Genomic DNA, 17,567 nt, shown 5'->3' with positions numbered 1-17,567 from the left:
ACCTGAACCCGAGGACTCCGATCAAATTTATTGGCCACTAAATTGTGTCCTATGCTGAGCAAGGTATACCGGAACCGCTGCCAGAAGCTCACGCAAGTCAAGTGCCGGGCATAGGGAGAATCAAGATGGAGATCTATATGCCGTGCAGTTTTAGCTACTTGTTCATCTGGGCAACACTGGCCTTGACGCTACCAGCTGGAGTTATGGCAGCCGACCAGGTCAGCTGCCGGATGGAGGGTGACAAGCAGATCATTACCACGCAGACGCAGGGGGCGACATACGCCGTCAATGGTACTGCGAGGTCGATGGCTAAATCCCAGGACTGGCGCGACGGCAGTGAACGGTACGAACCTACTGAGATGCTCAGTCTATTGCAGGAGGGGATCGCCATTTGCGACCCATCCAAAGCGGTAAAGGCCTCCCCAGTCTCTGCGCAGGCACCTGCGCCCCAAGCGAATCCGAGCGGGCGGGTGACGGTCGGCCATTTCACCAAGGCGGCGGAACAGGGCGACCTAGAAACGCTCAAGATATACCTCTCTCAAGGTGGCGACGTGAATGCAAAGGACAAGGGTGTACCGGGGCTTTTCGAAGGCTCATCAGCAATTTACGCTGCCGCAGCCTCAGGCAAATGTGAAGCGCTGGATTTTCTACTGAAGTCAGGTGCCAACCCTGATCCCAAAGGTGTGAAGTTTGGGTACACTCCACTCAGCCACGCGGCCCAAGCCGGAGCCACCGCTTGCGTGAAATCGCTCTTGGCCAAGAAGGTCCGTGTGGACGTGAGGACCGAAGCTGGCGGAGACACAGCGTTGATCATGGCCGCCTATTACGGACACATGGAGATCGTCCAACTCTTGATTGACCATGGAGCCAGTCTGAAGCTGCAAAACAAAGATGGGGACACGCCATACCGCGCCGCCATGGTGATGGGGAACCGGCGGGTAGCGCAGTATCTCCAGTCCAAAGGGGGGAGCTAAACACCGAAGCGTTTTTGGAGCACCTCGCCCTACAAGCTATCGCCATTGAGTATTTCGGGGGAGGAGTCCACATACGGTTGTCACCTGACAACACTCGGTGGCGCAGTCCGAAGGCTCAAAAAGCGTGACTCATATTCTTGACGCACCGATTCAAGCTTCCACTGAACGTCAGCACGCTTTTGCTCTAGGATAGGTTGTAACATTGCGGCGACCTGTTTGACGACCTCCCCAGGCTCGCTGGATGATGTCTGAATAATGTTAGTCATGCTTATGTGACAATGGTTTCTGCTTGTAGTTGAATTGCAGAAGCTACAGGCAGTCACCGTATTGACAGCATCAATTGCCTTGGACAAAATCTCACAATCTTCAAGAGATAACTCCGGAAATCGCTCAGCAACAGCCAAGCGAATATCTTTGAGCCCCCCTCCCTGGCTTTTGCCGATAATGTGCTCAACAGTCATCTGGCGCCACAAGTCGAAAGTCAGTTCGGCGCCACCACACCCGCATAGTTGGCAGGTGCCGCTAGAGCGAGCATGCACGTCAAATGCGTAGCCAAACAGGGATTGACAGTTTTTGTAGTTGTAAGGAGTGGTCATTTTATTTGCCAGCCTGTATAAGCAGCTTGTTTTAAAGGGGAGAAATATTTAGAAGAAAATTATCACCAGCATCACTATCCTTTAAAGTTAGCCTTTAGCTCATCAACATATATACTTGCTAGAAATATGGAAAAATCTCTTAGCTCGGCAACCTCAAACTCAATTTCAAAATCTTTTATGCCCTCTTTGCTGTAATTCCATATCTTAACCCCCTTCCACTTTCCGTCACTATTTAGTGGTGCCAGATTTTGATGAGCAACGCCGTTTCTTATTTTTTTAAGCAACTCTTTCAACTTCATATTGCGCGCCTGATTATATCCATTGACACGCACCTTTGATTCAAATGAAATAATTTCATCGGTTTGATTGATTAAAGATTTATCATTTATTTCTTTTTTGTAACCCTTGAGCGCACTTGCCAGGTCAATATATGCGATTTTTTTAGGAATCAAACACATACTGTCTAATTCCAATATTTTTTTATCGAGCGATTTTACTTCGTATCTTGCTGTATTTTCAGATGTAGCTACAATTAGTCCGAGCAAGCAATTAAGCAGAAAAGTAACATCAAGGCCTCTATTCTCAGCATCAGCCGAAAGTGATTCAATTAATGAGACAGTGCGCTCGACAAACTCCAAGGGGTAGTTTTGTAGTTCCAATTGTTGCATCCTCTCTATACGAAATAGCCTAGCGCAACGGCCTCTTTCCACATCCCAAGTACTAGATTTATCAAGAGCGCACTTAGGCTAATGCATGCTATCTAAAGAGAAAGAGCATATGGACGGCAAGCCAATGGTGCTCATCAACTTCTGACAGTAGACAAAGCATAGCTAAAATTTGACCTCCGCTTGCCCGTCGTCCGCTTCTGGCCGCTCTCTGCTTATCACCCGGCCGGAACCGACGACTTAACGCCTCGACCCGCCACAGTTTATCCAGCCTCGTCGTATAGCTCTGGCTCATCAATTCCCGCCCCCCCAGTCCGGCGCCAGCTGTACCCGGCCTGAGCGAATTGTTACTCCACCCACTTATTTTTGATCTGATCGAGTACGCCCATCACCCTACCGGCCTCGTTTGTTGCACTGGGACGAAGAGATCTCCGGTGCATTCGTTGCACTGGCATAGGCGGAGCAGTTACCTCGGCTTTGCTGTAGGCAAATCCCTCCCGATAGACGCGTTCCAAGTCAAGGCCACCTTGATGATCAGAACAAATGGGGGCCTGCTGGGAGCGGATGCCAGCCACCTTTGCTCAGCCGCTTCTCCACTAGAGCCTTGTACTCCTGCGGCTCAGGCGCGTCCTTGCGCTTATGACGGCGCTGATTGCACCGCCGGCAGGCGGCAGCAATATTGGACTGGGTATTTCTTCCGCCATCCTGCCTGGCGACTAGATGCTCGGCTGTGCACTGGAAGTGCCTAGCCTGCCGAAGGGAAAGGTCATGGCGGCGGGCGAAGGCCTCAGGAGTATCGCGCCACATCGGGAAGCCGCAGTAATAACAGCAGCCATCTTGGCGATCGAACGCAGCGAAACGATGTTTGATAACAGATTTATGGGTCATGGCGACCTCCTGTATGAAAATGGAGGTCCGCTGCGCCTAATAAGGCAAGAAACGGTACCAGTCGAGTCACTCGAACCGGCCTAACATCGCCCCCTTAAGGGAACGACAAGAGCAAATCTACGCCAAAACAAAAGCAGTGATCAAGTGGTCTGGAGGCGACCTGAACTGGTCAAGTATTCCCGGACACCCATGCAGGCGAAATCATCAGTAATCAACTGTGTAAAGTATAAAGCCCGGTAGTTATCCGGGCTAAACGTCACTCTACCTTCGCGTTAGGCCATCGCGTTCGGGCTTCAACCAAGGCCTCCGCATGAGTCATCGGCTCACCGATCATTGTGTAGGGACTGTACCCTGCCACGAACACTGCCCAGTGACTACGACGGGCCTCACCATCGTTGGCCGCAACTTCGGCCATCAGCTCCAAACGGTGCAATTTGATGTAGCGGCGCAGCTCCTGTGTCAGCCTGCTAGATGGTGAGACGCTTAAGCGGTTGCCCACCACCTTGGCACTGAACCCGCGATCATGGAGATAGTCGATAACTCCCATCAGAAGACCTCCGCGTCGGATTCATCGAAGGCCATGTCCGGCGAAGTACTGGTGGTGTCGGGGGATAGTTGCCGACTCGAAGTCCTACAAGTCCCAATGTCCTGCTCGGGGTGATCGCCTGGCAGGACATCAGGACTTGCAGGACATTGCTTCGGTATCTTTCTCCCGATGTACCACTTCACCGTCCCCCCAGATTTACCCAAGGGCTTGCACTCGATACCTATCTGCCGAAGAGCGGGAGCGGCACGTCGCAGGGCGTCCCCTAGCCCCTTCGCGGAACGCGGCCACGAATCGCAGCCGGTTGGACGGTACTGTTCCAGGGTACGCAGAATCTCCTTTACCGGGGCGGTCACTCCGTGTGGACGCGCCTCGACCAGTTCCACTACGGCGGCAGCTACCGGGCTAGCGTCAATGGTGCGAGCCAGACTTTCCTGTCGACTTGCGTTGAACTCGCGCAGGAAGTCCTCGGGTATATGACCTGCCGCTGCGGCGACAGCCATACCGAAGCGGGCGAACTCAACCAGACGTGGGCGCTCGTCGGCAGGGATGTGCATCTGCGGCACTAACTCCAGTGCCTTAGCGAAAATATCCAGCAGCGCCCCCAGCAAACACGGACGCTCGGCTTCGTACTCCCGCCAAAGGTCTGTCACTTCCAGCCGCTCGCTGATAACCGGTGTCTCGATAGTGATCGTTCTGTCCACTAGATCTTGCGCCGTGACTGCCGCAGATATGCCATTCAGCACGACGGGGCGCTTCACGCTGATAACACTTTCGTCGGCATCCGAGTACAGCTTGCGCTTGGCAAAGCCGCCTCCGGTTGCCAATACGCACATGGCATCCTGAGTTGCTGCGGGCAAGTGCGAGACGTTCTCCAGGCTCACTACCGCACACACCCCAGCAGAAACGAATAGGTCCTCCGCCGACTTCGGTGCACTGCGCAATGGGCAGGAATTCGGATCAATGAGCTGGCGCAGTGCTGTTTGTGTCGTGCTCTTCGCACTCCCCTGCTCGCCCAGCAACTCCAGCACTGGATATGGCGTATCAGGACGCAGGCATTCGATCAGCCAAGCCAGAGCCAGCAAACGGGAGCCGCGCGGGATGTTCGCCACGTGCCAAAGTTGCTCGATCGATCCACCTGGAACTGGAGCCGGAATCGGCTGCATGGATTCAGGTCGAACGAACATGGCCTCGGGTGACTCGGCGATCTCCCACTTACCCGGCCGGATGCGAACCGCCCGGCTACTACCTGATACAGCCAGGTCGAGAAAATAATCTCCAGCGGCACCAGCAGTGCGCCGGTGTACCTCCTGACAGTCTCCATGGAATCGACCGAGGCCGGCCAGGGTGCTCAGCGCCTCCCGGACCGATTGATCTCGGGGTGCCTTTCCGCTGTCGGAGTAAAAACCGGCAACCAGTGCATCTCGGAACTGGCGCGCGGCTAGATCACGCACTTCACCGGTCGTTCGGTCCTTGGCGAAAACGTCCTTGTTTTGATCGTGGAACAACTCGAAGCGTTGCTCCACGAACTTGACCAGCAGAGAAGCTTGGCTCTGCTTTTCGTCGGCATCATCACCGGGCTCGAAGTGCTCCTCGACTGATTGCTGATCGACGTCTTCGAACTGCTGTTTACCGGGAGCGTCCACCATTTGCAGCAGTTGCTCGACGGTGCCACCCGCGTCCAGCCAGTCGGATACGTCGCCCTTCGGCAGCAACCCTGGAAGGCTGAGCACGCGAACTTCTGCACCTGCCTGACTCAGCGCCCGACAAACCTTGTCGGCGTGCTGATGTCCCGGCTCGTCGTTATCCGTAAGAATCACTACCCGTCGGCGTGCCAAGGATTCATTGAGCGCATCAGGCCACTTGCCAGCGCCACCGGCATTGCAGGTTGCGACCAACCCCAGCGACTCCAGACGCAGTACGTCCTTCTCGCCCTCCACGACAAACACTGGCGCACTACAAGGTGCGTGCAGCAACTGCGGCAGACGGTAGGGAACCTGACGCACGCCCTTCACCGACCACACCCAGCCGCCTTTTCCGTCCGGACTGCGCTGGCGAAAGTCCTTTGGTTCGTAGCGGACAACTTGAAACAGAACGTTGCCGTCCTCGTCGGTGTAGTCATAACGAGCCGACATGCGACGGCTGGCCGGTAGGACATCAGGACTTTCAGGACATGGCGCCGGCTGCTTTTCTTTTAAGCCGTGCTGCTCAAGCCAGCCCATTTGCTTGGCCCGACTTGTGATGCCGGTTTTCCAGGCAATCAAATCCAATACGCCGCCACCGCTTCCGTCTTCGTGCGAGTGCCATACCCCCTTTTCCAGATCAACGGATAACGAGCCATGCGCTCCGAATCGAAGCTCGGTCGGCTTGCTCATTGCGGTATTTGGCTCGCCAAGAAGGTAGAGCGCCACGGGCCCAATCATGGATTTCAGCCAAGCCGATCCCGCCGGCGCTTTGGCGCCGTTTTGACTTTTCATGGGTTAGGCCTCGGGCTGTTTGACGTTGCGACGGTTACGGTAGAACCGACCGTCGTTGCCTAGGTCAGCAATAACGAGAGCACTTGCGAATTTGTAGCAAGGCAGCCGGACAGACGAAGTGAAATTGTTTCGCACAACAAAAGCGCAGGCCTTCCAGACGTCTGTATGCGATGGCGCAGGCGTCATGCTGCGTCCCTCGCTTCGATCTTGGCCCGGAGCCAAGCTTCCACCTCGGCCACGACGTAGTAGGCCGCAGCCTGACGAGCCTCACCATCTTTGATCGGCTTCGGGAAGGTCGGGTCTTTCTTGCGGAGCTTGTCCAGGCCCGAGCGGGATAGGTCCAACCAGCCACACAGCGCTGGCTGGCGGATTAGAGCTTTTGCGGGAGTCGTTGCTGGGTGCATTTGAGCGCCTCCGTATGGGTGACGCTCACAAGTTAGTTTTCGAAACGACGGTCTAATAATTACACCGTCGTTTGTTTTCGCCGCCACTCTCGATAGGTGGTTTTCGGGATGCCGAAACGCTTCTCCATAATACTTGCAAGATCGCGCCGCGACCTGCCGCTAGCCAATAGCTCCGCTTCCGCCTTGGCGACTGCCACCCAATCGTAAAGGACGGGACGCTCGGCGCGGGCCGTCTCCATCTTCTGGCTGTGTTTTTGCTTGGTCTCAGACCTGACTATTTGTTCGGCTTTAACTAAGGAGCGCAGGTCCTTTTGCAAAGAATGGCGCGCCGTAACTGCCCGTTCAAGTGACTCCAACCGCTTGATCAGTTCTCGAACCTCCTCAACAGCGCACTCGGCATGGCCATTCTGATCAAATTGCCGCGCATCTTCGATATGGCCTAGCACCGATAGACAAGATGATCGGACATCCAGCAGCGAGCAGACATATTCGGGCAGATGAAAGCCGAAGCGGGAAAACCTCATGTGCTGACAATCGCTCAATGATTCGAAGTCGTCAGAACTGTACCCGGTGGTCATTACCAAACAGTCAAGGGCTCGCCCGGCCACCTCCTGACAAGGCATCTTAAATGCGAGGTCTACATCAATTGGCTCCCGCTCAATCTCAGCACGAAGGATGACCCCAGCCAGAAAGCCCCGTATATACTCACTTTCCCCACAATCCCATTGGGTAAGGTGCGCTTCAATGATCGGCAGCATGTCAGGCTTTTTCATGCTCCCACCGCCCCTAGAGCTCTGGGCTCGTCAACACTGACGTTATGCGCGAACTCGTAGGGCGTGATGTGCTTTTCCCGGTTGGCGTCCAGGTAATCGGCCCACCAGGTCATCATCAGTCGACGCTCTTCCAGGTGCTCAGCTTTGTGGATATAGGCCGCGCGCACGCCGTTGCGCTCTTGGTGGCTCATTTGCCGTTCAACCGCGTCACGCGACCACAGGCCGGACTCGACCAACGCGGAACAGGCCATAGTGCGGAACCCGTGCCCACAAACGTCTATCTTGGTGTCGTACCCCATGCGGCGCAGTGACTTGTTTACGGTGTTCTCCGACATTGGCCGCCAGTGGTAGTGATCGCCCGGCAACACCAGATCAAAGCGCCCGCTCAGCCGGCGTATCTGCTCCAGTACTTCAAGCGTCTGGCGTGACAACGGGACAAGGTGCGCAGTCCCCATCTTGGCGCCTCGGTGCGACCTCTTGACGCCCTCGATTGGTGCCCGTTCGCCGGGAATCGTCCACATGCTCCGGGTAAAGTCGAACTCAGACCAGCGAGCAAAGCGCAGCTCACTAGAACGAATGAACACCAGTAAAGAGAGGCTTACAGCAAGACAGGTAAGCGGTCGTCCGGTGTCAGCCTCGCAGCGTTGCAACAACTCCGGCAACCGCTCAAGGGGCAAGGCCGGGCGGTGTTTGGTCTTGCGGGTGGCAGTCCCCCCCCACCAGGTCAAGCGCCGGGTTGTATTCGATGAAATTGCGCTGAACGGCGGTTCGCATGATTCCGGCGATGCGCTGGCGCAGTCGCCCAACCAAATCAAGCGCGCCGCGCTTCTCTACCTCCTTCAGACAGGCCAGGAGGTCGCGGGTTTTCAGGTCGGATACGGGGCGTTTGCCCAGCATGGGGAAAAGATCGACCTCAATCTCTTTCAGCACCCTGACCGCGTGATCCTTCGACCATTTGCCGGCCATGCTGGCGTGCCATTCCCGAGCCACCGCTTCAAAGGTGTGCCCCGCCTCACTGGCCGCCTCGATCTTTGCTTGCTTAGCGCTCTCGATGGGGTCTTGGTCATGCGCCAGCAATTCGAGTGCATCGGCTCGACGTGCGCGGGCGGCTTTCAGAGTGAGAGCCGGGTAGTTGCCGAACGTAGCCAGACCAGGCTTACCGCTTGGCTTTTTATACTTGAAGCGCCAGACCTTGGTGCCGGTAGCCTTTACAAGCAAAAAAAGCCCATGCCCGTCGAACAGGGTGTAGTCCTTTGCGCGGGGTTTGGCGGCCTCGCATTTGGGGTCAGTAAGGGGGGTTACGGTGCGCGCCATAGGTATACGCCTCGATATCGAACCGATATATACCTAAACGTATACCTAAATCGTGGGGCTGTACAGGAACATACGGGGATATTCAGACACAAAAAAACCGGCTATAAGGCCGGTTTCTCTAGGCTTCAGGTGTTTACAGGAACATCTGAAATCATACTATTGGTGCCCGAAGCCGGAATCGAACCGGCACGCCCTTACGAGCGGGGGATTTTAAGTCCCATGCGTCTACCAGTTTCGCCATTCGGGCGGTAGCGCGGTGAAGCGTGCAGGTTCTGCCAAACAACGATCTGGCAGTTCTGACGCCTGTGCAGCAGAGGTGGAAATATATACATCCCGCCTCGGTGAAGCAAGTTCGCAAATACCCTTTTCAAGACTAAATCTTGCAGGCTAGTGCAAATAAAAAAGCTCCGTAAATCATAGATCTACGGAGCTTGTTTATTAGTGGAGGCCGAGGTCGGAATCGAACCGGCGTAGGCGGATTTGCAATCCGCTGCATAACCATTTTGCTACTCGGCCTCAAAACATTTGATCTCTAGTAGCGCGACATCAAATGCGTACAAACTTGGAGCGGGAAACGAGACTCGAACTCGCGACCCCGACCTTGGCAAGGTCGTGCTCTACCAACTGAGCTATTCCCGCGTCTTGGTGTGGCGCATTCTATAGAATCCAGAAGCCCCGTCAACCCTTTGATTCAAAAAAGTTTTATTTCTTTTCAACGTCGGTCTTCAGATGTGGCCAGGCAGCCCGCAGGTACTGGACCATCGACCACAAAGTCAGGCCAGCAGACACCATCAGCAAGGTGTAACCCAACAAGACCCAGAAACTGAATTCCCTGGAATTGGCCAGCAGGATCACCAGCGCCAGCATTTGCGCGGCGGTTTTCCATTTGCCCAGGTTCGACACGGCTACGTGGGCACGGGCGCCCAGTTCGGCCATCCATTCGCGCAGTGCCGAGACGACGATCTCGCGACCGATGATCACGGCAGCAGGCAGTGTGAGCCACAGGTTTCCGTGTTCCTGCACCAACAGTACCAGTGCAACCGCCACCATCAGCTTGTCGGCAACCGGATCGAGAAAAGCCCCGAACGGTGTGCTCTGTTCCAGGCGGCGGGCCAGGTACCCGTCCAGCCAATCGGTGGCGGCAGCGAATGCGAAGACCGAGGCGGATGCCATGTAGCTCCATTGGTAAGGCAGATAGAAAAGCAAAATGAAGATCGGTATGAGTAGAACGCGTAGAACGGTAATCAGATTAGGGATATTCATCGGCACAACTGGCTACGAGGTGAGGGGGCATTCTACTCGCTGTGCAGATTTGCATAAATCAACTCTGCGAGCTTTTTACTGATCCCGGGGGCTTTGGCAATTTCTTCGATGCTTGCACGAGACAGCTCCTGCAATCCACCAAAATGTTTCAACAAATCCCGCCGACGTGTTGGTCCGACGCCGGCGATGCCTTCCAGTGTAGACGTCCGACGGGTTTTTCCACGTCGGGCACGGTGCCCGGTAATGGCAAATCGGTGGGCTTCGTCGCGAATCTGCTGGATCAGGTGCAACGCTGGAGAATCGCCGCGCAACGTGAACTCATGTGCAGCGTCGTTCAGGTACAGTGTTTCGAAACCGGCCTTGCGCGTCGCGCCTTTTGCCACGCCCAGCAAAATCAGATCAGGCACGGCCAGTTCATCGAGTACGTCACGGGCCATGGACAACTGGCCTTTACCGCCATCCACCAGCAGGATGTCCGGCAGCTTGCCCTCCCCGTCCTTCAGTTTGCTGAAGCGTCGGGTCAACGCCTGATGCATTGCCGCGTAATCATCGCCGGCCGTAACGCCCTCGATGTTGTACCGCCGGTAATCGGCCTTGATCGGACCTTCGGGGCCGAAGACCACGCAGGACGCCACCGTCGCCTCGCCACTGGAATGACTGATGTCGTAGCACTCAAGTCGTTGTGGCGGCTCATCCAGCTTCAGCACCTCTGCCAGCGCATCGAAGCGTGCCGTAATGTGCTGACGATTCGCCAGGCGTGCACTCAGTGCCTGCTCGGCATTGGTCACCGCCAATTGCTGCCAGCGCGCCCGCGTACCACGCACGCGATGGCTGATGGTCAGTTCACGACCGCGCAGCTCGTCAATGGCGGCGATCAGTGTTGGAAAGTCATCGTGAACCACATTGACGATCAACTCGCTCGGCAAGTCGCGCTCAGGACTGCTGATGAAGTACTGGCCGAGAAACGCGGCCATGACTTCGCAAACGTCTTCCTCAATACCAACCTGAGGGAAGAAGTTCTTGCTTCCCAGTACCCGCCCACCCCGCACGCTGATCAAGTGGACACAGGCACCGCCCGGGTTGACGAAGGCGGCAATCACATCGACGTCTCCGGTCCCGCCTTCCATGCTCTGTTGATCCTGGACCCGACGCAGCAACGCAATCTGGTCCCGCAACTCGGCCGCTCGTTCGAACTCGAGATTGATCGCAGCCTCCTCCATTCCGGCGGACAACTCGTCAGTCAGGGCATTGCTGCGCCCCTCAAGAAACATCACCGAGTGGCGCACATCCTCGGCATACACCCGGGGCTCCACCAGCCCGACGCAGGGCGCCTTGCAACGCTTGATCTGGTATTGCAGGCAAGGACGGGTACGGTTCTTGTAATAGCTGTCTTCGCATTGCCGAACGAAAAACGTTTTTTGCAGCAGGCTCAGGCTTTCACGGATCGCACCGGCGCTCGGGTAAGGACCGAAATACTTGCCCTTGGCCTTCTTCGCGCCACGATGAATGCTCAGGCGCGGGAATTCTCCGTCGGAGAGATAGACGTAGGGGTAGGATTTATCGTCGCGCAGCAGGATGTTGTAAGGCGGCCGCCATTCCTTGATCAGTGTCTGTTCAAGCAGCAAGGCTTCGGTTTCGTTGGCCGTGATCGTGGTTTCGACCTGGGCGATTCGCGCGACCAGTGCGGCGGTCTTGGGAGCAAGCCCGGTCTTGCGAAAGTAACTGGACAGGCGATTCTTGAGGTTTTTCGCCTTGCCGACGTAGAGCAACCGCGCTTCGCTGTCGAACATGCGGTACACGCCGGGGCGACCGCTGACGGTCGACAGAAAGGCGCTCGGATCAAAGGTGTCGGTCATGTTCAGAGGCTGGCGTCGACCATGCCATGTCGAACCGCCAACAGCGTCAACTCGACATCACTGCTGATCGAAAGCTTTTCGAAGATGCGGTAACGGTAGGTGTTCACGGTTTTCGGGGACAGGCACAATTTGTCGGAAATAATCTGTACTTTCTGGCAACCGACGATCATCAGCGCGATCTGGATTTCCCGCTCCGACAATGCATCGAAAGGCGAATCGTTGGTGGGCTGGAATGACTTGATCGCCAACTGCTGGGCAATCTGCGGGCTGATGTAGCGTTGCCCGGCGAACACCAGGCGGATGGCCTGGACCATTTCCGGCAAGCCTGCCCCTTTGGTCAGGTACCCTGCCGCGCCGGCTTGCAACAGCCGCGTAGGAAACGGGTCCTCTTCACACACGGTCACCGCGACGACCTTGATATCCGGATGGCTGCGCAGCAATTTGCGGGTGGCTTCAAGACCGCCGATACCCGGCATCTTGACGTCCATCAGCACCACATCGGGTTTCAGCTCACGCGCCTTGAGCAGGGATTCCTCACCTGACTCGGCCTGGCCGACTACTTGCAGGCCATCGATGTCAGCCAGCATTCGTGTAATGCCTGTACGAACGAGATCATGGTCATCGACTACTAGCACCCTAATCAAGCAGACACCTCGCGATATGGTCTTATTGGGTTGCCAGACACCTTAGCAAAAAGCATCTGGCAGACCTAGCGGAAAGCGTCAGATTAAAGGTATCAATTCATCTTGAAAGGCTTGTTGCAAGCGTGTTTCAGCAATGCGGGCCCGGGATCTCAAGCTGCATCCTCAGGAAACATTCGTCCTTGCCCGCCACCCTCAATCCCTTGCGCTCGTACAGTGCCTGCGCCGGGTTGTTTTCGAAAACCGTCAGGCGTAACGCCGGGCGTCGCTCCTCGTACGCGAGAGCCAGTACCTGATCGATTGCCCAGGATCCTGTGCCCTGCCCACGAAACGCTTCGACGATATGCAGTTCGCGGATATACAAGGCTCTGGTGTCACGGCTCAGGCTGACATAACCCAGGACATCTTCGCCCTTTGCAATCAATCGGTTGTCCCGTCCTGCCCAGGCCACGTCGAACGCTTCGTCCTGCCACAACAGATCATGCTCGATGTAGTAATGCAGCATGCCTCTACAGGTCAGTTCGCGGGCGAACTCCAGGTCATCGGGCGTTGCCGGACGCCAATGGCGCTCCATCATTGCGGTTCCACGGCGAGGGTCAGTGCCGTCATGGTGCGTCCTTGTGACGATGGGTGTTTTGTCGAGGCACCGAGTGTGTCACAACTTTCGGGGCACTCAAGCGATAGAAAGCCCCATCGTTGGCCGATAGCATTTTCTGATTGAATCTGCGTACCGGCCTCTAGTAAGCTCGGTCCATCCATCGGAGACAGACCATGTTCAACAACCTCTTGCAGCTTCGTACCGTCAGCGTCTTGCGCTCGGTTGCGGCTGCCCGGGTGAACAGCGGTTGTGCTCCGGTCAGCTTTTATTTTGGGTATTGGTTTAGCCACTGGCGCGCCTGATACCTACACGGCGCCCACTTCAAACGGGTCGCCACCAGAGAATTCTCAACCCCCGGTCGGCCTCCCGACCGGGGGTTTTGTTTTTTCAGCCCCGACACTTTTAGCGACACGCCAGTCATTCAGAGGATTCAGAACATGAACTACGCCACTTATTACCGTTACGACAGTTTTACCGCCTGGCGATTTACCACCCTCCGCTCGGGACAGCCTGCCGCCTCCGATCGGTCACCCACAGGTGGCAAGCACACACACGCAGCCAATTTGGCCAATTGTCGAACACCCCAGTAGGGCCGAGCGCGCGGGCATGAACCCGCCGCCAGCCCAGGAAGCCTTGAATATGAATTCGTCCGTCTCTGCACTACCGCTGTCCACCTTGAGCCCTGCCAATGAGGCGCTGACCCTGCGCCTGCCCAGTTCATTGCAACTCAAACAGCAATTGCCCCTCAGCAACATTCTGGCCCAGCAGGTCGCCGCCCACCGCCAAGCGGTTCGCACGATCCTCAACGGTGAAGATTCCCGTCTGCTGGTCATCGTCGGCCCATGCTCGATACACGATCCGCAATCAGCCCTCGAATACGCCGGTAACCTTGCACGCCTCGCCGCTGAAGTCAGCGACCAGATGCTGCTGGTGATGCGCGCCTACGTTGAAAAACCCCGTACCACGGTTGGCTGGAAAGGTTTGGCCTACGATCCGCACCTGGATGGCAGCGATGACATGGCCGCAGGCCTGACGCTGTCCCGCGAGCTGATGCGCGAAATGCTCCGCCTGGGCTTGCCCGTGGCCACTGAGCTGCTGCAACCGATGGCAGCAGGCTACTTCGATGATCTGTTGAGTTGGGTGGCGATTGGCGCCCGGACGACGGAGTCGCAGATCCATCGGGAAATGGCCAGCGGCCTGGGCATGCCTGTAGGGTTCAAGAACGGGACTGACGGCGGTGTAGCTGTCGCCAGTGACGCCATGCGCTCCGCGGCCCACCCCCATCGTCATTTCGGTATCGATAGCCAGGGACACCCGGCGATCATTCAAACTCCCGGTAATGCGGACACTCACCTGGTATTGCGCGGCGGCCATCGCGGGCCGAACTACGACAGAGCCAGCGTCGTGCAGGTGAACAGTGACCTGACCCGGCTCAGGATTCCGGCTCGAATCATGGTCGACTGCAGTCACGCCAACAGCGGTAAAAACCCGCTGCGCCAGCCGGCCGTGTTCAACGATGTGCTTGAACAACGCCTGCAAGGTGATCGTTCGCTGATCGGCATGATGATCGAAAGCCATTTGTTCGAGGGCTGCCAGCCGTTGAGTTCGTCGTTGCAATACGGTGTATCAGTGACCGATGGGTGCCTCGGTTGGACCGGTACAGAACAACTGCTGCTTCAAGCGGCAGATCGGCTGCGAGCGTCTAACAACGCCCAATAATCAGCATCATCCGTCCGCCCTCCGGCCTTCATGGGAAGACTGGAGGGCAAATGGCAATCAATGCCCCATCAGGGACTGCACCTGAACCAGTGTCACCGCGGATTGCTGGCAAGTGTCATCAAGGCGTTCGACTGAATAGGAAACACGGATCGCAGAATCTCGATGCTCGCTCCAGAAGCGGTAGGGAACGATGAACACCAACGGTTCACCGGCGGTGTCCCTGGTTATTTCTCGATGGTCACAGTGATTGAATTTCTCTGCGTCGCATTTCAGATAAATCAGCTCCCCTTTTTCAGCTCTGGCGTTTTCGATGACGACGGTCACGCCATCCTGCGCATCAAGCAGATCCACCCAACCTTCGTCTGCCTCCAGCACAGTGGGTCCTGGCAGCGCCCGCCGCTCCAGCTTGCCAATCATCAGTGTCGTTACTTCAGAGTAACGGGGACCATGCCCTGCTTGCTTGACGCAATAATCGACGGAAACGGAGGAGCCCAGGTTGGGTGCAATACACTCCGGGCTGACCCAAAACGAAAGTTCACCCCCCACAGCAAAGGACTCGACCTTGAGTGCGTCACTGAAACTTCCTTCGATCGAAACGCCAGCCCAGGTCAGCAACACCCAGTCGCCCGCGGCCATGCGCGCATAGGGTTTGATCGTCACGATCGCCCCCTCTTCCACCCGTCCCGGATCAAGCGTTCTACCCATTGCATCGTTCACGATCGCAGGCAACAGGTCGGATTGCACATCACCAACACTCAGTTGCAAGCGATGGGAATTCACAGGCTCGGTAAAACAGGCGTTCATGAGTGAGTAACTGATTTCGAGTGAGCCACCGTCAAGCGCCGCGATATGTGCACTATCCACAGTAAAGATTACGTCCTCGCCGACCCGGTCCTCACTGACAAAGCGCACCACCTGATGATTGCAGGCGAGGCCATCGGCATCCAGCCCCGCCCAACTCAATAGCAATTTGTCGCCGCAGGTCATGCCTGGATAAGGCAAGACCCTGATTACGGCTTTTCCGTCGGCGGGGTTCAGAACGCCGTTTTCCGCCTGTTCAAGTATGGGAGGTGGCAAGGGTTGCTGCGCGAGACTCAAGGTATCGGGTTCGTAAACCGTCATTCATTTGCTCCTTTCCTTGGAATAAACACCGAACGGGTGGCCGGTATTGGATGACGACTATTTAATCTCAAGGCAAACAACCGTTATGTCAGCCTCTCGCTCCGGCTCGCTCGGAAAGTCGATATATACGAAGTAGGTCTTTGATCAGCAGCAAGCTGATTGCCGTGAAAAATCGTCAAACTATTCCGACTAAAGCCTCAGCCACACTCGAGCATTCGCACCGGCTCTATTCCGCTTTCCGCAAGCTCCGGCGGACTTTTCATACGCCTCGCCAACCCCGACTGTTTTAGAGTGAAGCGCCATGCAGTCCCAACGAACTTCTGCGTAAAGGTATGAACATGCAAAGGAATGCAAACACTCGTTATCCAATACTGCTGATCCACGGCCTTTTCGGTTTTGAAAGAATCGGCAAGTTCGAGCTCTTTCATGACATCAGGCAGGCGCTGAGGAACGCCGGAGCAAGGGTGTTCGTTCCACACCTGTCGGCCACCCATGACAATGAGGTACGCGGTGACCAATTGCTTAAGCAGATCGAGCGGGTACTGGAAGGAACCGGTGCACGCAAAGTCAACCTCATAGGCCATAGCCAGGGCGCACTCACTGCACGTTATGCCGCAGCGATTGCGCCACACAGTGTGGCATCGGTGACTTCCGTCAGCGGGCCGAACCATGGCTCGGAACTGGCCGATTTCCTGCGCAAGGCATTGACTCCGGGCCGCCTGCCGGAACATGTGGCCGAGACGGTCGTGACCCTCTTCGCCGACTTCCTCGCGACATTAAGCGACAAACAGTACCAACCGCAGAGTGCCATAGCGGCCCTCAATGCGCTGACCACCGAAGGCGTAGGCGCATTCAACGACAAATACCCGCAAGGACTGCCCACCACCTGGGGTGGCAAGGGCCGCGACCGGGTCAACGGTGTCCATTACTACTCATGGAGCGGCGTACTGCAGTCGAACGTTTTCGAAGAAAGGCTCAATGCGCTTGATCCGCTCCACGCCTTTTGCCGGGCCCTTTCTGGCTATTTCGTCACGGAAGACCAGCAGAACGACGGTTTGGTCGGTCGCTTCAGTTCCCATCTGGGCACGGTTATCCGCTCCGACTATGCGCTGGATCATCTGGACACCATTGGCCAACCAACCGGCCAGTTGCGCACAGGTATCGACCCGATCGAACTGTATGTCCAGCATGCCGAGCGCTTGAAAGACGCCGGCCTTTGAGATGCCACCCGCCGTGGATCCGGCGTGGAACGGAACTTTGAGAAGAAATAGCTCACTGAATCCGGTAGGCTCAGCACTTTATCGAGTATTGAAAGGAGTATTTTCCCATGGCTAAAGCCACTGCCCGTCACATCCTTGTTGCCTCGGAAGCCAAGTGCAACGAACTCAAGGCTCAAATCGAGGCCGGCGCCGACTTCGCCGAGGTTGCCAAGGCAAACTCCACCTGCCCTTCCAGCCGCCAGGGCGGTGACCTGGGTTCGTTCGGTCCGGGCCAGATGGTCAAGGAATTCGACACCGTGGTCTTCAGCGCGCCGATCAACGTGGTCCAGGGCCCGGTCAAGACCCAGTTCGGTTACCACCTGCTGGAAGTGACCAGCCGTCAGGACTGATCGACGCTTGAGCGATTCACACAACGGCCCGCCATTTGGTGGGCCGTTGTGTTTGCGACACGTAATTCGGCTGGCGAGGGACGCGCCGCTAGCGTACAAATTGTGGTTAACGACCACCCGGCTC

At 56.4% G+C, this 17,567-nt stretch carries 17 protein-coding genes, 3 tRNA genes and 1 pseudogene; 5 read left to right on the top strand and 16 right to left on the bottom strand.

Translation table 11 applies throughout. From position 1 onward, the window contains the following. The first annotated feature begins 125 nt into the window (after nt 1–125). Nucleotides 126–974 (top strand): ankyrin repeat domain-containing protein, encoded by an 849-nt coding sequence (locus tag ACEN8E_RS12060; RefSeq protein WP_495592796.1) that lies wholly within the window; start codon nt 126–128, stop codon nt 972–974. An 80-nt stretch (nt 975–1,054) separates the two neighbouring features. On the opposite strand, the gene ACEN8E_RS12055 is transcribed toward ACEN8E_RS12060, so the two are convergent. From ACEN8E_RS12055 to ACEN8E_RS11985, 15 genes and pseudogenes are all read right to left on the bottom strand, one after another. After that, nucleotides 1,055–1,570, bottom strand: coding sequence for an HNH endonuclease (locus ACEN8E_RS12055; protein WP_495592795.1), 516 nt, complete (start codon nt 1,568–1,570; stop codon nt 1,055–1,057). Nucleotides 1,571–1,644: 74 nt separating this feature from the next. Next, on the bottom strand, nt 1,645–2,229 hold the full coding sequence (locus ACEN8E_RS12050) for a HEPN family nuclease (RefSeq protein WP_495592794.1): 585 nt from the start codon (nt 2,227–2,229) through the stop codon (nt 1,645–1,647). A 540-nt stretch (nt 2,230–2,769) separates the two neighbouring features. Then, on the bottom strand, nt 2,770–3,123 hold the full coding sequence (locus tag ACEN8E_RS12045) for an HNH endonuclease (protein WP_495592793.1): 354 nt from the start codon (nt 3,121–3,123) through the stop codon (nt 2,770–2,772). Between the two features lie 256 nt (nt 3,124–3,379). Beyond that, nucleotides 3,380–3,670, bottom strand: a complete 291-nt coding sequence (locus tag ACEN8E_RS12040) for a hypothetical protein (RefSeq protein ID WP_495592792.1) — start codon at nt 3,668–3,670, stop codon at nt 3,380–3,382. Further along, nucleotides 3,670–6,144 (bottom strand): AICE element replication initiation protein, encoded by a 2,475-nt coding sequence (locus ACEN8E_RS12035; RefSeq protein WP_495592791.1) that lies wholly within the window; start codon nt 6,142–6,144, stop codon nt 3,670–3,672. Before ACEN8E_RS12035 ends, ACEN8E_RS12040 begins: the two co-directional genes overlap by 1 nt. A 182-nt stretch (nt 6,145–6,326) precedes the next feature. Next, nucleotides 6,327–6,548, bottom strand: a complete 222-nt coding sequence (locus tag ACEN8E_RS12030; protein WP_495592790.1) for a helix-turn-helix transcriptional regulator — start codon at nt 6,546–6,548, stop codon at nt 6,327–6,329. Between the two features lie 59 nt (nt 6,549–6,607). Next, nucleotides 6,608–7,321, bottom strand: coding sequence for a hypothetical protein (locus ACEN8E_RS12025; protein WP_495592789.1), 714 nt, complete (start codon nt 7,319–7,321; stop codon nt 6,608–6,610). Next, a pseudogene (locus ACEN8E_RS12020) lies at nt 7,318–8,635 on the bottom strand (tyrosine-type recombinase/integrase). The gene ACEN8E_RS12025 and the pseudogene ACEN8E_RS12020 overlap by 4 nt, the downstream one beginning before the upstream one ends. Before the next feature lie 160 nt (nt 8,636–8,795). Further along, nucleotides 8,796–8,882: transfer RNA gene (locus tag ACEN8E_RS12015), tRNA-Leu, on the bottom strand. A gap of 195 nt (nt 8,883–9,077) precedes the next feature. Beyond that, nucleotides 9,078–9,151, bottom strand: a tRNA-Cys gene (locus ACEN8E_RS12010). Nucleotides 9,152–9,198: 47 nt separating this feature from the next. Next, nucleotides 9,199–9,274 (bottom strand) — tRNA-Gly (locus ACEN8E_RS12005). Nucleotides 9,275–9,337: 63 nt separating this feature from the next. Beyond that, entirely contained in the window at nt 9,338–9,898 is a 561-nt protein-coding gene (pgsA, locus tag ACEN8E_RS12000; RefSeq protein ID WP_495592788.1) for a CDP-diacylglycerol--glycerol-3-phosphate 3-phosphatidyltransferase, read from the bottom strand. A 32-nt stretch (nt 9,899–9,930) separates the two neighbouring features. Then, nucleotides 9,931–11,754, bottom strand: a complete 1,824-nt coding sequence (uvrC, locus tag ACEN8E_RS11995; protein ID WP_495592787.1) for an excinuclease ABC subunit UvrC — start codon at nt 11,752–11,754, stop codon at nt 9,931–9,933. A 2-nt stretch (nt 11,755–11,756) separates the two neighbouring features. Then, nucleotides 11,757–12,398 (bottom strand): response regulator transcription factor GacA, encoded by a 642-nt coding sequence (gacA, locus tag ACEN8E_RS11990; RefSeq protein ID WP_008015884.1) that lies wholly within the window; start codon nt 12,396–12,398, stop codon nt 11,757–11,759. A gap of 127 nt (nt 12,399–12,525) precedes the next feature. Next, nucleotides 12,526–12,969: a GNAT family N-acetyltransferase gene (locus ACEN8E_RS11985; protein ID WP_495593310.1), complete on the bottom strand. Its 444-nt coding sequence runs from the start codon at nt 12,967–12,969 to the stop codon at nt 12,526–12,528. 197 nt (nt 12,970–13,166) lie between these two features. Here ACEN8E_RS11985 and ACEN8E_RS11980 point away from each other — a divergent pair, with 197 nt between their 5' ends. Further along, a complete protein-coding gene (locus ACEN8E_RS11980) occupies nt 13,167–13,295 on the top strand; it encodes a hypothetical protein (protein ID WP_495592786.1) in 129 nt (42 codons plus the stop codon). Between the two features lie 337 nt (nt 13,296–13,632). Then, entirely contained in the window at nt 13,633–14,712 is a 1,080-nt protein-coding gene (locus ACEN8E_RS11975) for a 3-deoxy-7-phosphoheptulonate synthase (protein ID WP_495592785.1), read from the top strand. A gap of 57 nt (nt 14,713–14,769) precedes the next feature. Here ACEN8E_RS11975 and ACEN8E_RS11970 read toward each other — a convergent pair whose 3' ends face one another. Beyond that, nucleotides 14,770–15,834: a hypothetical protein gene (locus ACEN8E_RS11970; RefSeq protein ID WP_495592784.1), complete on the bottom strand. Its 1,065-nt coding sequence runs from the start codon at nt 15,832–15,834 to the stop codon at nt 14,770–14,772. Between the two features lie 338 nt (nt 15,835–16,172). On the opposite strand from ACEN8E_RS11970, the gene ACEN8E_RS11965 reads away from it, so the two are divergent. Together ACEN8E_RS11965 and ACEN8E_RS11960 are read left to right on the top strand one after the other, a co-directional pair. Beyond that, entirely contained in the window at nt 16,173–17,054 is an 882-nt protein-coding gene (locus tag ACEN8E_RS11965; RefSeq protein WP_495592783.1) for an esterase/lipase family protein, read from the top strand. Nucleotides 17,055–17,161: 107 nt separating this feature from the next. Beyond that, nucleotides 17,162–17,443 (top strand): peptidylprolyl isomerase, encoded by a 282-nt coding sequence (locus ACEN8E_RS11960; protein WP_007984657.1) that lies wholly within the window; start codon nt 17,162–17,164, stop codon nt 17,441–17,443. Nucleotides 17,444–17,567 lie beyond the last annotated feature (124 nt).

Source organism: Pseudomonas sp. Pseusp9, from assembly GCF_059491265.1.
Note: the sequence above shows the minus strand (reverse complement) of the source record. Positions and strands in the feature narration are given on the sequence as shown.

Coding starts and splice junctions, on each gene's coding strand:
- pgsA (WP_495592788.1), bottom strand. CDS start 9,898: ATGAATATCCCTAATCTGATTACCGTTCTACGCGTTCTACTCATACCG.
- ACEN8E_RS12025 (WP_495592789.1), bottom strand. CDS start 7,321: ATGAAAAAGCCTGACATGCTGCCGATCATTGAAGCGCACCTTACCCAA.
- ACEN8E_RS11965 (WP_495592783.1), top strand. CDS start 16,173: ATGCAAAGGAATGCAAACACTCGTTATCCAATACTGCTGATCCACGGC.
- ACEN8E_RS12035 (WP_495592791.1), bottom strand. CDS start 6,144: ATGAAAAGTCAAAACGGCGCCAAAGCGCCGGCGGGATCGGCTTGGCTG.
- ACEN8E_RS11960 (WP_007984657.1), top strand. CDS start 17,162: ATGGCTAAAGCCACTGCCCGTCACATCCTTGTTGCCTCGGAAGCCAAG.
- ACEN8E_RS12030 (WP_495592790.1), bottom strand. CDS start 6,548: ATGCACCCAGCAACGACTCCCGCAAAAGCTCTAATCCGCCAGCCAGCG.
- uvrC (WP_495592787.1), bottom strand. CDS start 11,754: ATGACCGACACCTTTGATCCGAGCGCCTTTCTGTCGACCGTCAGCGGT.
- ACEN8E_RS12055 (WP_495592795.1), bottom strand. CDS start 1,570: ATGACCACTCCTTACAACTACAAAAACTGTCAATCCCTGTTTGGCTAC.
- ACEN8E_RS11975 (WP_495592785.1), top strand. CDS start 13,633: ATGAATTCGTCCGTCTCTGCACTACCGCTGTCCACCTTGAGCCCTGCC.
- ACEN8E_RS12040 (WP_495592792.1), bottom strand. CDS start 3,670: ATGGGAGTTATCGACTATCTCCATGATCGCGGGTTCAGTGCCAAGGTG.
- ACEN8E_RS12045 (WP_495592793.1), bottom strand. CDS start 3,123: ATGACCCATAAATCTGTTATCAAACATCGTTTCGCTGCGTTCGATCGC.
- ACEN8E_RS12060 (WP_495592796.1), top strand. CDS start 126: ATGGAGATCTATATGCCGTGCAGTTTTAGCTACTTGTTCATCTGGGCA.
- ACEN8E_RS11980 (WP_495592786.1), top strand. CDS start 13,167: ATGTTCAACAACCTCTTGCAGCTTCGTACCGTCAGCGTCTTGCGCTCG.
- ACEN8E_RS11970 (WP_495592784.1), bottom strand. CDS start 15,834: ATGACGGTTTACGAACCCGATACCTTGAGTCTCGCGCAGCAACCCTTG.
- ACEN8E_RS11985 (WP_495593310.1), bottom strand. CDS start 12,969: ATGGAGCGCCATTGGCGTCCGGCAACGCCCGATGACCTGGAGTTCGCC.